Raw genomic sequence first — 14,395 nt, 5'->3', positions numbered from 1 at the left:
TGTCCGTGTCGTCTGGTCGCTCGACTCTCCTCACTCCCTCCGCGGACGACCTCGTCCCTCGGCCGGCCGCTCCGGTCGCTGCGTCGGGCTCGCTCCGGTCGTCCGGCGGTCGCCCCATGACCCACCCGCTTGACCGGGGCGCTGCGGCCTGTGGTAGCGGCGACGCGTAGGCTGGGGACCCCGGGGTGAGATCACTCTCGGGCCTTCACGCTGCCTGACCCTTGATGAGCTCATGACCCTTTCCGGACTGCTCGACGTCGCCGCCGCCGATTCCGCGCTCGCCCGTGCCCTGAAGAGCGCCGACGCCCACCTGGATCTCGTCGCACCGCCCGCGCTGCGGCCGGTCCTCGGCGCCGCGCTGGCCCGCGAGCGCGGGCGTACCGTCCTGATGGTCACCGCGACGGCCCGCGAGGCTGAGGACCTGACGGCGGCCCTGACAAGCCTGCTGGACCCGGCCGCGGTGGCGCACTTCCCCGCCTGGGAGACGCTGCCGCACGAGCGCCTGTCGCCGCGTTCGGACACCGTCGGCCAGCGCCTCGCCGTGCTGCGACGGCTGGCCCACGGCGATCCCGAGGACCCGGCGGCCGGTCCGCTGCAGGCCGTCGTCGCGCCGGTCCGTGCCGTACTCCAGCCGATCGTCGCCGGGCTCGGCGACCTGGAGCCCGTGCGCCTGCGGCCCGGGGACGAGGCCGACCTCGACGACGCCGTGCGCCGCCTGGTCGACGCCGGTTACAACCGCGTCGACCTGGTGGAGAAGCGCGGCGAGATCGCCGTCCGCGGCGGCATCCTCGACGTGTTCCCGCCCACCGAGGAGCATCCGCTGCGGGTGGAGTTCTGGGGCGACCAGGTGGAGGAGGTCCGCTACTTCAAGGCGGCCGACCAGCGCTCGCTCGAGGTCGCCCAGCAGGGGCTGTGGGCGCCGCCGTGCCGTGAGCTGCCGCTGACCGAGTCCGTGCGCGAGCGCGCCCGCGAGCTGGGCCGGGAGCACCCGGCGCTCGCCGACATCCTCCAGCAGATCGCCGACGGCTCGGCGGTGGAGGGCATGGAGGCGTTCGCGCCCGTTCTCGCCGACCACATGGAGCTGCTCCTCGACGTGCTGCCCGATGGTTCCTCGGTGGTCGTCTGCGACCCCGAGCGCATCCGTACGCGCGCCGCCGAGCTGGTCAGCACGAGCCAGGAGTTCCTCGAGGCGTCGTGGGTGAACGCCGCCGCGGGCGGCGAGGCCCCCATCGACCTGGGCGCGGCCGCGTTCAGGACCCTGGAGGAGGTCCGCGACCGTACGGCGGAGCTCGGCCTGGCGTGGTGGACGATCACGCCGTTCGCGAGCGCGGAGTCGGCGGGCGCCGATCCGGCGGGCGGCCGGACCCGCCGCGAGTACTCCGCCGCCACCGGCGAGCTCACCGAGGTGGCCGTCGACGAGGCGCCGGACGCCGACGGCGACGGCGCGCTGCGGATCGGGGCGCGCGCGGCGGAGTCCTACCGCGGCGACACCCAGCGGGTGATGGCCGACGTCAAGGGCTGGATCCACGAGGAGTGGCGGGTCGTGCTCGTCACCGAGGGCCACGGCCCGGCCGAGCGGCTCGCCGAGGTGGTCCGCGAGGAGGGGCTCGGCGCGAAGGTCACCGAGCTGCCCGGCGCGCCGGAGCCGGCGATCGTCAACGTCTCCTGCGGGCTGCTCGACCACGGCTTCGTCTGGGACGCCGTCAAGCTGGCGGTGCTCACCGAGACCGACCTGTCGGGGCAGAAGTCCTCGACCAAGGACATGCGGCGCATGCCGTCGCGGCGGCGCGGCGGCGTCGACCCGCTGCGGCTCACCGTCGGCGACTACATCGTGCACGAGCAGCACGGCGTCGGCCGGTACGTCGAGATGGCCAGCCGCACCGTGCAGGGCGCCACCCGCGAGTACCTCATCATCGAGTACGCCAAGGGCGACCGGCTGTTCGTGCCGACCGACCAGCTCGACGAGGTCACCCGCTACGTCGGCGGTGAGGCGCCGAGCCTGCACCGGCTCGGCGGCGCCGAGTGGCAGAAGCAGAAGGGCCGGGCGCGCAAGGCCGTCCGCCAGATCGCGGGCGAGCTGATCCGTCTCTACTCCGCCCGCCAGGCGTCGCCGGGGCACGCGTTCCAGTCGGACACCCCGTGGCAGCGTGAGCTGGAGGACGCCTTCCCGTACATCGAGACGCCGGACCAGCTCGCCGCCATCGACGAGGTCAAGTCCGACATGGAGAAGCCGGTTCCGATGGACCGGCTGATCTGCGGCGACGTGGGCTACGGCAAGACCGAGATCGCGGTGCGGGCGGCGTTCAAGGCGGTGCAGGACGGCAAGCAGGTCGCCGTGCTCGTGCCGACGACGCTGCTGGTGCAGCAGCACCTGTCGACGTTCACCGAGCGGTTCGCGTCGTTCCCGGTGGTGATCAAGCCGATCAGCCGGTTCCAGACCGACAAGGAGGTCGTCGAGACGCTGCGCGGCGTCGCCGACGGCACCGTCGACCTCGTCATCGGCACGCACCGCCTGCTGTCACCGGAGACCCGGTTCAAGGACCTCGGGCTGATCATCATCGACGAGGAGCAGCGGTTCGGCGTCGAGCACAAGGAGCGCCTCAAGGAGATGCGCACCCAGGTCGACGTCCTCGCCATGTCGGCCACGCCGATCCCGCGCACGCTCGAGATGGGGCTCACCGGCATCCGGGAGATGTCGACGATCCTCACCCCGCCGGAGGAGCGGCACCCCGTCCTGACCTTCGTCGGCCCGTACGACGACAAGCAGATCGCCGCGGCGATCCGGCGCGAGCTGCTCCGTGAGGGCCAGGTCTTCTTCGTGCACAACCGGGTCCGCTCGATCGACAAGGTCGCCAAGCACCTCACCGAGCTGGTGCCGGAGGCCCGGGTCGGTGTCGCGCACGGCCAGATGAACGAGCACCAGCTCGAGAAGATCATGGTCGACTTCTGGGAGAAGGAGTACGACGTCCTCGTCGCGACCACGATCGTGGAGAGCGGCCTGGACATCCCGAACGCCAACACCCTGATCGTCGACCGGGCCGACATGTACGGCCTGTCGCAGCTGCACCAGCTGCGCGGGCGCGTCGGCCGGGGCCGGGAGCGCGCGTACGCCTATTTCCTGTACCCGCCCGAGACGCCGCTGACCGAGACCGCGCACGAGCGGCTCGCGACGATCGCCCAGCACACCGAGATGGGCGCGGGCATGTTCGTGGCGATGAAGGACCTGGAGATCCGGGGCGCGGGCAACGTCCTGGGCGCCGAGCAGTCCGGGCACATCGCCGGCGTCGGGTTCGACCTGTACGTACGGATGGTCGGCGAGGCCGTGCGCGAGCTGCGCGAGGAGGGCGTGCCCGAGACGCCCGAGGTCAAGGTGGAGCTGCCGGTCGACGCGCACATTCCGCACGAGTACGTCCCCGGCGAGCGCCTGCGGCTGGACGCGTACCGCCGGATCGCGGCGATCCAGAGCGACGACGAGATCGTCGGCGTGCGCGACGAGCTGGCCGACCGGTTCGGGCCGCCGCCGGTGCCGGTGCTGAACCTCCTGGAGGTCGCGCGGTTCCGCGCGCTGGCCCGCCGGGGCGGGCTGACGGACGTCACCCTGCAGGGCAACCACATCAGGTTCTCGCCGGTCAGCCTGCCCGAGTCGCGTACGGTGCGGCTGCAGCGCCTGTACCCGAAGAGCATCCTGAAGACGGCGACGAATACCCTGCTGGTGCCGGTGCCCAAGACCGCTCCGCTCGGCGGGCGCCCGCTGCGCGACCAGGAGCTGCTGAAATGGTGTACCGATCTGGTGGAGGCGCTGTTCCTCCCCGATCCCGTGGCCCGCTGACGTGCCGTGACCAGATGACGAGTCGGGGCGAGGAGACCCCCGGTGCCGGACGCATCCCGCGACCCCCGCGGGCGAGGAATTGAGAAGGACGCTGTGATCCGTAAGCCATTCAAGATCATGATCGCCGCCGCGCTGGCCGGTACGGCGCTCACCGCCTGCGGTCCCGTGAAGACGGGGGCGGCGGCCCTGGTGGGCAACGACCGCATCACGATCTCGAAGCTCAACTCGACGGTCGACGAGTGGACCAAGGAGCTGCCGAAGTACCCGGCCGCCCAGCAGATCGCCCAGCAGGCGCAGGCCCAGGGGCAGCAGGTGCCGTTCGACCCGTCCTCGCCGCAGCGCAGCGCCCTGTACCAGCTCGTCGACATGAAGGTCTGGGACGAGGTCGCGCGCGCCGACGGGGTGAGCGCCAGCGGCGGTCAGGTCGACGCGATCATCGCGCAGAACGGCGGGATGCCCACCATCGACGCCAACGTGCTCGCCCAGGGCCTGCCGACCCGGTACAGCCGTGACTACGTCAAGTCGGTCGTCCTCCGCCAGGAGCTCATGAGCAAGTACGGCGTGACGAACGCGACCGACCAGCAGTCCCAGCAGCAGGCGCTGCAGCAGGTCGCCGGCAGCTACCAGCGGGCGGGCCGCCGCCTCAAGCTCGAGGTCAACCCGCGCTACGGCTCCTTCGACTTCCAGCACATGGCCCTCGGCCCGGTCTGCCCGACCCTGTCGAAGCCGGACTCCGGCACGCCGACCACGAGCGGCGGAGTCTCATGCCAGGCCTGACCTTCCTGGCCTCCTCGTCGCGGGTCGCGCCGGGGCAGCTGACGTGGCCCGCCTGGGAGACGCTGCGCGGCGCCGACCGGGTGCTCACCGGCAGCGGCGAGCACCCGCAGCTGCCGTATGTCCGTGACGCCGGCGTCGCGGTGGAGGTCGTCGAGCCCGACGCCGCCGCCCTCGTCCGCGAGGCGTCGACCGGCACGGTCGTGTGGCTGGCCGGGCTCGACGGCGACGAGGACCTGATGCGCGCGGTCGGCTCCGTCCTCGTCGGGATGGACGAGCCTCCGCAGGTGGAGGTGGTCCAGGGCGCGTACGACCTGCCCGGCGCGCGGTTCCTCGACCTGGTCGCGGTGATGGACACGCTGCGCCGCGAGTGCCCCTGGGACCGCGAGCAGACGCACGAGTCCCTCGCGCCGTACCTCCTGGAGGAGGCGTACGAGGTCATCGACCTGATCGAGAGCGGCGACCTGAAGGCCCTGCGCGAGGAGCTCGGCGACGTCCTCATGCAGGTGGTGTTCCACGCGCAGGTCTCGCCGCATTTCGATGTGGACGACGTCGCCGAGGGCATCACCGACAAGCTCGTACGCCGGAACCCTCACGTGTTCGGTGACGTCACGGTCGCGGACGCCGACGAGGTCGATGCCAACTGGAACGCGATCAAGCTGGCGGAGCGGGGCGAGGACGCCTCGATCTTCCACGGCGTTCCGATGGCCCAGCCCTCGCTCTCGCTCGCGGCCCAGCTGCAGCGGCGCGCCGCGAAGGCGGACGTGCCGGAGGAGCTGTTCGCCGACGACGGCGTGGGCGCGGACCTGTTCGCGCTCGTCCGCCGGCTTCGCGAGGAGGGCCGCGACCCCGAGGCCGAGCTGCGCGCCGCCGCCCGCCGCTTCCACGACCGCGTCGAGCGGCACCAGGGCCGATAACAGGTTCCGATCACCCTCTGTGTGGGGATGACCGCGAAGTGTGGGGCGGGAATCGGGGCGGCGGTCGGCGCGGCTGAAGGACCTGGTGATCGCCGGGGTGGCCGCCGGCGTGCTGTCGGCCTGCCTGGCGCTGCCCGTCCTGCTGCCCACCGGCCTGGGCGTCAAGGCCGCGAACCACGCCTTCGAGACGCTGCCGGGCTCGCTGGCCACCCCGGCGCTCCCGCAGCGTTCGGTCATCCTGGCCGCGGACGGCTCCCGGCTCGCGACGTTCTACTACGAGAACCGCGTCGAGGTGCCGCTCGCCCAGGTGGCGCCCATCATGCGCCAGGCGATCATCGCGATCGAGGACAGCCGCTTCTACCGGCACGGCGCGCTCGACGCCAAGAGCATCCTGCGGGCGCTGTTCGCCAACCTCAGCGCCGGGACCGTCGTCGAGGGCGGGTCGACGCTCAGCCAGCAGTACGTCAAGAACGCCCTCGCCGAGACGGCGACGACCACCACGGCGCGCCGGGAGGCACTCGAACCGACCGCGGTACGCAAGCTCCGCGAACTGCGGCTCGCCATCGGCCTGGAGAAGCACCTCACCAAGGAGCAGATCCTGGAGCGGTACCTCAACATCGCCTACTTCGGCGACGGCGCGTACGGCGTCGAGGCGGCGGCCCGCCACTACTTCGGCGTGCACGCCGTCGACCTGTCCCTGGCGCAGGCCGCGACGCTGGCGGGGATCGTACGGGCGCCGCAGACGTACGACCCGAACCTGCACCCGGTACGGGGCCGGACGCGCCGGGACACGGTCCTGGACCGCATGGCCGAGTTGAAGGTCATCACGCCCCAGCAGGCGGCGGAGGTCAAGGGCCGGCCGCTCGGGCTGCGGATCACGGCCACGCCGAACGGGTGCGTGGAGAGCTCGGCGCCGTTCTTCTGCGACTACGTACAGCGGGAGATCCTGGCGAACCGGGCGTTCGGGAAGACCGCCCAGGAGCGCCGGTTCCTCCTGCAGCGCGGCGGCCTGCAGATCCGTACGACGCTCGAACCCCGCATGCAGAAGGCCGCCCAGCACGCGTTGAACCGTTATGTTCCCCCGGACAACAAATCGGGCAAGGCGGCCGCCGAGGTGCTGATCCGGCCGGGCACGGGGGAGATCACGGCGATGGCCCTGGACCGCAGGATGGGCGACAGCACCAAACGCGGCACGCTGTGGGTGAACCTCGCCGCCGACTCCGACCACGGGTCCAGCCTGGGCATGCAGGCGGGGTCGACGTTCAAGGTGTTCACGCTGGCCGCCGCGCTGGACAAGGGGATGGCGTTCGGTCACAAGCTGGACGCGCCGAAGTCCTTCGTGCCGACCGGGTTCCGCAACTGCGACGGGGACCGCGTCGGCGACTCCGGCGTCTCGCTCGGCAACGCCGGCGACGGCGAGGGCGGCAAGCAGTTCACCCTGGTCACCGGCACCTGGCACTCGGTCAACACGTTCTTCCTCGAACTCGAGCGCAAGGTGGGGCTCTGCGCCACGTACAAGATGGCGACCCGCCTGGGCATGCGCCGCGCGACCGGGCAGAAGCTGGAGCAGTACCCGTCGTTCACGCTCGGGTTCAACACGGTCTCGCCGCTGCGGCTCGCGGCGGCGTACGCGGCGTTCGCGGCGCGCGGCCGGTACTGCCGCCCGATCGCGATCACCAGCGTCATGGGCCCGACGGGATTCCTGCCGGTGCCGCGCGCCAAGTGCCACCAGGCCATCGACGAGGGCGTCGCCGACGCGGTCAGCCACATCCTGCGGGGCGTCCTGACCAAGGGCACGGCCAAGGGCAACGAACTCGGGCGTCCGGCGGCGGGCAAGACCGGCACCGTCGACAACTTCTCGGCCGCCTGGTTCGCCGGGTACACCCCGGACCTGGCGAGCGCGGTCTGGGTCGGTGACCCGCGCGGCGGCTACAAGCACCCGCTGCGCGACGTGTGCCTGGGCGAGGCGTGCTACGCCCAGGTGTACGGCGCGGACGTCCCGGCGCCGATCTGGCGGGCGACGATGGAGGCCGCCCTGAAGGGGGTTCCGGCGCACGACTTCGCGGGTCCGCCGGGGGAGTACTTCCGGGAGGGCGACGGCGAGAAGGAGGAGGACGACAAGGCGAAGGACAAGGCCGCGGGCGCCGATCAGGGCGGGAAGGACCTTCCGGAGCCCAACAGTCGCCTGCCGTGGTTCTTCGACCCGCCGTTCGTCTGGCCGTGGAAGGGAGACTGAGCCCGCCTCCGCACCGTCACGGACGCCGTTACCGCGGCTGATATGTCGCCATCTGTGACTGGATGACCGGAAGCGGCGGTGTTTTGTTGGACCGCGGAGATCCTTCCCAGCTCGGTTCGGCGTACGCTGACCCCGTGTCTTCTGGGGAAGGCCCGCGCAGTGACGCCCTGAGGATCATCGGGCGCCTCGCGGGCGCGGGGGTCGTCGCCGGGGTGCTGGCGGCGCTCATCGCCTTCTCCACCCTCGGGATGGTCGGCGTCGGCGCGCGCAACGGCGCGAACTGGTTCGAGGCCATCCCCGGCGACCTGCAGACCCCGCCGGTCGCCCAGCGATCGGTGATCCTCGCCGCCGACGGGTCGAAGCTGGCGACGTTCTACTACGAGAACCGCGTCGACGTGCCCCTGAGCAAGGTCGCCCCGATCATGCGCAAGGCGATCCTCGCGATCGAGGACAGCCGCTTCTACGAGCACGGCGGCCTCGACCTCAAGGGCACCGCGCGCGCTCTCGTCAGCAACCTCGCCGCCGGTCAGGTCACGCAGGGCGGGTCGGGCATCACCCAGCAGTACGTCAAGAACCTCCTCGTCGAGACGGCCGACACCGACGCCGAACGCCGGTCCGCCCTCGCGACCACGCCGGCGCGCAAGCTCCGCGAACTGCGCTACGCCGTGGCGATGGAGAAGCAGCTGACCAAGGACCAGATCCTCGAGCGGTACCTCAACATCGCCTACTTCGGCAGCGGAGCGTACGGCGTCGAGGCCGCATCACGGCACTACTTCGGCCACTCCGCCGCCAAGCTGTCCCTGCCCGAGGCGGCCCTGCTGGCCGGCATCGTCCGCTACCCGTACGCCTACGACCCGACCGTCAACCCGAAGCTGGCCGAGCAGCGGCGCAACACCGTGCTGCAACGGATGAGCGACCTGCGCTGGCTGCCCGCCGACACCGCGTCGGCCGCCGAGCGGACACCGCTCCGCCTGCACGTCACGTCGACGCCGAACGGCTGTGTGGAGAGTTCGGCGCCGTTCTTCTGCGACTACGTCGAGCGGGAGATCCTGGGCAACCCGATCTTCGGCAAGACGGTCAAGGCACGCACCCGGCTCCTCCAGCGCGGCGGCCTGGTCATACGGACGACGCTGGACCCGGGGATGCAGCGCGCCGCGCAGCGCGCGGTCGACCACTACGTCCCGCCGAAGAACTCCAGCCACAAGGCGGCGGCCGAGGCGCTCGTCGAGCCGGGCACCGGCCAGGTGAAGGCCATGGCCGTCGACCGGGAGCTGGGACCCTCGGAGAAGCGCGGCAAGACCTGGGTCAACTTCGCCGCCGACTCCGACCACGGCACCAGCATCGGCATGCAGGCCGGGTCCACCTTCAAGATCTTCACGCTGGCGGCCGCGCTGGACCAGGGAATGCCGTTCGGGCACCGCCTGATGGCCCCCGACCACTACACCCCGACCGGGTTCCGCGACTGCGACGGCAAACCGGTCGGCTCCACGGAGTCGCTGGGCAACGCCGGCGACGGCGAGGGCGGCCGCACGTTCAGCCTCGTCACCGGGACGTGGCACTCGGTCAACACCTTCTTCCTCCGGCTGGAGAAGGAGGTCGGCCTCTGCGACACGGTGAAGATGGCCGAGAAGCTCGGCATGCGCCGCGCCGACGGTTCGGCGCTGCAGCAGTACCCCTCCTTCACGCTCGGCTTCAACACGGTCTCGCCGTTGCGGGTCGCGGCCGCGTACGCGGCGTTCGGCGCGCGCGGCGAGTACTGCGCGCCGATCGTCCTCACGAAGATCACCGACACGGCCGGCCACGAGCTGAAGGTCCCGAGCGCCCACTGCCACCAGGCGATCGACAAGGGCGTCGCCGACGCGGTCAACCACGTCCTGCGCGGGGTCCTGACGCAGGGCACGGCCGCCGGAGAGGGCATCGGCCGCCCGGCCGCGGGCAAGACGGGCACGGTCGACGGCTTCTCCTCCGCCTGGTTCGCCGGGTACACCCCGGACCTGGCGAGCGCGGTCTGGGTCGGCGACCCGCGGGGCGGTTACAAGCATCCGCTGACGAACGTCTGCCTGGGCGGCCGCTGCTTCGGCGAGGTGTTCGGCGCCGACATCCCCGCGCCGATCTGGCGCGAGACGATGCTCGGCGCGCTGCGCGACGTGCCCGAGCACGACTTCCACAGCCCGCCGGGCGACTACTACAGCGAGGGGTCCGGCGAGGACCGCGTGCAGGTCCCCGACGTCCTCGGACTCAGCCCGTCGGCGGCCGCCGACCGGCTGCGGGCGGCGGGCTTCGACGTGAGCTTCGGCCCGCGGATCGCCTCGGACGCGTACGGCACGGGCACCGTCGCGCGGACCTCGCCGGGCGGTGGAGCCTCGGTCGAACCCGGCGCGACGGTGACCATCTACGTCAGCAAGGGCGCGCCGCAGGGGCCCAAGCCGCCGGTCGGGCCCACGCCGCCCGGCGGGCCGGTCGAGCCGACGCCCCCCGGCATTCCCACCCCGCCGATCATCCCCCCGGTCGGCGGGACGCGCGGCAACAACCTCTGATCCGACGCTCGATCCTTGAGCTTGGGCGTGTCGGCAGATTTCGGACGAACCACGTCCTGAACCTCAGATCTGTCCACGATCCGTTCACCGTGCGGCAAGGGCTTTCTAACGTGATCGCATCCTGACGGTACGCAACCACACGGCAAAGGAGACGACGTGGGCGCCATCCCGCAACAGGGCCCCGTACGAAGCCTCGTGCCCGCCCGGATCGACCGACTGCCCTGGTCCCGCTTCCACACCCGGATGATCGCCGCCCTCGGCGTGGCCTGGGTGCTGGACGGCCTCGAGATCCAGATCGCCAGCATCGTCGGCCCGGTCCTGCAACATTCCCACACCCTCCACCTCAGCTCTCAGAATGTCGGTTTCTCGGCGACCATCTACCTGATCGGAGAGGTGGTCGGCGCGCTGGTGTTCGGCCGGCTGTCCGACCGGCTCGGCCGCCGCCGGCTGTTCGTCGCCACCCTCGCGCTGTACCTGGTCGCCAACGGGCTGACCGCGTTCTCGTTCAACTACGGGAGCTTCCTGGTGCTCCGCTTCATCGCCGGAATGGGCATCGGCGGGGAGTACGCGGCCATCCACTCCGCGATCGACGAACTCATCCCCGCGCGGTTCCGAGGCCGCGTCGACCTGGCGGTCAGCGGGACGTACTGGTTCGGCGCCATCGTCGCGTCGCTGAGCGAGTACGTCCTGCTGAACCACAGTGTCTTCCCCGACAACATCGGCTGGCGGGTCGGCTTCTTCATCGGCCCCGTGATCGGCGTGGCGATCTGGGGCCTGCGCCGCACCCTCCCCGAGAGCCCCCGCTGGCAGCTGGCCCATGGGCAGGCCGACGAGGCGGAGAAGACCATCGCCCAGATCGAACGCGAGGTCGAGGCGTCCGGCCGCACCCTGGAGCCGGTCGACCCCGAGCGGTACGTCGAGGTGCAGCCGCACGAGGCGATCTCGTTCACCCAGGTCGCGCGGACGCTGTTCCGGGACTACCCCTCACGGTCGCTGCTCGGCGCCACACTGATGATCAGCCAGTCGTTCCTCTACAACGCGATCTTCTTCACGTACGGCCTGGTGCTCAAGCACTTCTACGGGGTGTCCGACCACGACGTGGCGAAGTACTTCTTCGCCTTCGCGGCCGGGAACCTCCTCGGCCCCCTGCTCATCGGCCGGCTGTTCGACACGATCGGCCGCAAGCAGATGATCGCCGGAACGTACCTCGTGTCCGGCGTGCTCCTGGCGGTCAGCGGCTACCTCTTCAAGATCGGGTCGCTGTCGGCCTTCTCGCAGACCGTGCTCTGGACGGTGATCTTCTTCATCGCCTCGGCCGCGGCCAGCTCCGGCTACCTGACGGTCAGTGAGATCTTCCCGATGGAGCTGCGCTCTCAGGCCATCGCGCTGTTCTTCGCCATCGCGCAGGTCTTCGGGTCGCTCGGTCCGACGATCTTCGGCGCCCTGATCGGCGACCAGGACCACCCGGACCGGGGCAAGCTGTTCATCGCCTACCTGATCGCGGCCGGCGTCATGGCCTTCGCGGGTGTCATCGCCGCCATCTTCGGCGTCAAGGCCGAGCAGGTCTCGCTGGAGGACATCGCCGCCCCGCTCAGCGCGGCCAAGAAGGTCCCGGAGACCCTCGCCGAGCGGATCGAGGACCTCGAACCCGGCCCGGGTCCCGCCGCAGCCGTCTGACCCCCGCCAACCACGCCCCTGACAGCGTCCGGCCCCGCATCGGAGGATCCCGATTGCGGGACCGGACGCCATTCGGATGCTTCACGGCTTTACCTGATAATGACCGACAGTGACGAGATCCCTGCGGGGCGTGCCGACCCCTGTCTAGGATGCGGGCACGTCAGACTGGTGTCGACATCGTCGAGAGGCGAGCGAAGGTGATCGCGGAAGCCGTGCCGTACGAAGACTTCTGGTTCCACGACGGTCCCTGGACCGAGGAGGACTACCTCCGTATCCCGCCCGGCGGGCCGAAGATCGAGCTGGTCGACGGGAGGCTCGTCGTGAGCCCCGCGCCGAGGCAGGCGCATCAGCGGCTCATGCGGCGGCTGGCCAACCTGCTGGAGGCTCAGGCGCCGGACGATCTTGCCGTCGAGGTCGCGCTCAACGTGCGCATCGGCCCGGAGAAGATCCTCGTCCCTGACGTGGTGGCGACGTACGAGCAGGGCGACGACGTCCTGGTCCACGATCCGGCGGAGATCCTCCTGGTCGTGGAGGTCCTCTCGCCCTCCAACAACCATCTCTACTCCGTCGCCCGCATCCCCTGGTATCTCCTCGTCGAGGTCGACGAGAACGATGAGGGGCCGACGATCGTCCTGCAACGGCTCGGCTCGGGCCACTACAACGAGGTGGCCCGAGCCACGTGCGGTCAGATGCTGAAGCTGCCCGACCCGTTCGGGGAGCTCGACCCGGGGGACCTGCTCAAGCGCCGCCCCTGAGGGGTGCTCAGGACGGGTCGAGGCCGCGGCTGCGGCGGAGGGCGCGGTCGGCGGCGGAGAACAGCCGGTCGATCACGATGCCGATGACCAGGATCACGATCATGACCGCGATCATGTCCTGGGTGTCGATGTTCTCCCGCGCGTACTCCAGGCGGACGCCGAGTGACGTGTGGTGCCCGATGATCACCAGGAGCTCGCCCGCCATCAGGCTGCGCCAGGCGAACGCCCACCCCTGCTTGAGGCCCGTCACGAAGGCCGGCAGCGACGCGGGCAGGATGAGGTGCCGGTACAGCGCGAACCCGCGCAGCCCGAGGATCTTCCCCGCCCGCAGCAGGATCGGCGGCGTGTAGTCGACGCCGGCGATGAGGCCGTTGGCGATCGACGGCGCGGCGCCGAGCACGATGACGAACAGGATCGCGCTCTCGCTGAGCTGGAAGAGCATGATCGCGAGCGGGAACCACGCGATCGACGGCATCGTCTGCAGCCCGGTGATCAGCGAGCCGAACGCCACCCGCAGGAACCGCACCCGCGACACGACCGCGCCGAGCAGCACCCCGACGACGATCGCCAGCGCGAAGCCGATCACCGCCCGGCGCATCGTCAGGCCCAGCCCCGCCCAGAAGGACGACTCGCTCAGGTCCCTGCCGAGCTGCGGGAAGACCTGCGTCGGGCCGGGCAGGACGTACGTCGGCTTCCAGCCGCTGAGCACCACGAGTTCCCAGGCGCCGATCGCGATGGCGATCGCGGCGAGCACCGGCCACGTCGAGGCCCACATGCGCCGCAGCGGGCCGGGCTGGGAGCGGTTCGCCATCTCCAGGGCGTCCAGGCCCGCGATCTGGCGTTCGAGCACGTTCGTCGCGGACGTTCCCGGCTCCACCGGTTCACGCTCCATGGCGGCCGACCTCCGCACGCAGCCGGTCGGTGATGCGGCCGGCCAGCGCGGCGACCGAGGCGTCGTCGATGCGCCGCGGCCGGTCCAGCGGCACGGGGAACTCCTCGACGACCCGGCCGGGACGGCTGGACAGCAGGACGACGCGGTCACCGAGGCGTACGGCCTCGCGGACGTTGTGCGTCACGAACAGCACGGTCAGCGAACGCTCGGACCAGATGCGCTCCAGCTCGTCGTGGAGCAGGTCGCGGGTCATCGCGTCGAGCGCGCCGAACGGCTCGTCCATCAGCAGGACGTCGCTGTCCTGGGCGAGGGCGCGGGCGATGGCGACGCGCTGGCGCATGCCGCCGGAGAGCTGGTGGGGCCGCTTACGGCCGAAGCCGTCCAGGTGCACGGCCGCCAGCAGTTCGGCGGCGCGCCGCCGGCGTTCGGCCTTGGGCACGCCGCGCGTGCGCAGGGCCAGTTCGACGTTGCCGGCGACGGTCAGCCAGGGGAAGAGCGCGGGCTCCTGGAACATCAGGCCGACCCGCGCGCCGCCGACGTCGACCGTGCCGAGCGTCGGCCGGTCCAGCCCGGCGACGATCGACAGCAGCGTGCTCTTGCCGCATCCCGACGCGCCCAGGATGCAGACGAACTCGCCCGGAGTGACCGACAGCGACACCTTGTCCAGTGCCAGCAGCGCCCCGCCGCCGGTCCCGTACGCCTTGGAGACGCCGTCGATCCGGACCGGAGGGGCGGTCGTGCGCTCCGGTTCCCGTGTGGTGGCAGACATGTCCTTCTC

General features: G+C 71.1%; 9 protein-coding genes. 7 read left to right on the top strand and 2 right to left on the bottom strand.

All coding sequences use genetic code 11. The annotated features are described in order from the left end of the window. Window positions 1-232 precede the first annotated feature (232 nt). From mfd to NE234_RS05300, 7 genes are all read left to right on the top strand, one after another. A complete protein-coding gene (mfd, locus tag NE234_RS05330; RefSeq protein ID WP_252777713.1) occupies window positions 233-3,829 on the top strand; it encodes a transcription-repair coupling factor in 3,597 nt (1,198 codons plus the stop codon). Between the two features lie 93 nt (window positions 3,830-3,922). After that, window positions 3,923-4,606: a hypothetical protein gene (locus NE234_RS05325; protein ID WP_252777712.1), complete on the top strand. Its 684-nt coding sequence runs from the start codon at window positions 3,923-3,925 to the stop codon at window positions 4,604-4,606. Next, window positions 4,594-5,520, top strand: coding sequence for a MazG family protein (locus tag NE234_RS05320; protein ID WP_252777711.1), 927 nt, complete (start codon window positions 4,594-4,596; stop codon window positions 5,518-5,520). The genes NE234_RS05325 and NE234_RS05320 overlap by 13 nt, the downstream gene beginning before the upstream one ends. Before the next feature lie 40 nt (window positions 5,521-5,560). After that, complete coding sequence (locus NE234_RS05315) at window positions 5,561-7,756, top strand: transglycosylase domain-containing protein (protein ID WP_252777710.1); 2,196 nt, start codon at window positions 5,561-5,563, stop codon at window positions 7,754-7,756. Between the two features lie 134 nt (window positions 7,757-7,890). Beyond that, window positions 7,891-10,293: a penicillin-binding protein gene (locus NE234_RS05310; RefSeq protein WP_252777709.1), complete on the top strand. Its 2,403-nt coding sequence runs from the start codon at window positions 7,891-7,893 to the stop codon at window positions 10,291-10,293. A gap of 156 nt (window positions 10,294-10,449) precedes the next feature. Next, window positions 10,450-11,970, top strand: a complete 1,521-nt coding sequence (locus NE234_RS05305; protein WP_252777708.1) for an MFS transporter — start codon at window positions 10,450-10,452, stop codon at window positions 11,968-11,970. Between the two features lie 197 nt (window positions 11,971-12,167). Further along, a complete protein-coding gene (locus tag NE234_RS05300; protein WP_252777707.1) occupies window positions 12,168-12,725 on the top strand; it encodes a Uma2 family endonuclease in 558 nt (185 codons plus the stop codon). Between the two features lie 7 nt (window positions 12,726-12,732). Here the strand turns inward: NE234_RS05300 and NE234_RS05295 are convergent, their stop codons facing one another. Both NE234_RS05295 and NE234_RS05290 read right to left on the bottom strand, forming a co-directional pair. Then, complete coding sequence (locus NE234_RS05295; RefSeq protein WP_252777706.1) at window positions 12,733-13,617, bottom strand: ABC transporter permease; 885 nt, start codon at window positions 13,615-13,617, stop codon at window positions 12,733-12,735. Then, window positions 13,607-14,386 (bottom strand): ABC transporter ATP-binding protein, encoded by a 780-nt coding sequence (locus tag NE234_RS05290; RefSeq protein ID WP_252777705.1) that lies wholly within the window; start codon window positions 14,384-14,386, stop codon window positions 13,607-13,609. Before NE234_RS05290 ends, NE234_RS05295 begins: the two co-directional genes overlap by 11 nt. Window positions 14,387-14,395 lie beyond the last annotated feature (9 nt).

Origin of the sequence: Actinoallomurus rhizosphaericola (assembly GCF_024055675.1) — a bacterium.
GTDB classification, from domain to species: Bacteria; Actinomycetota; Actinomycetes; order Streptosporangiales; family Streptosporangiaceae; genus Actinoallomurus; species Actinoallomurus soli.
Note: the sequence above shows the minus strand (reverse complement) of the source record. Positions and strands in the feature narration are given on the sequence as shown.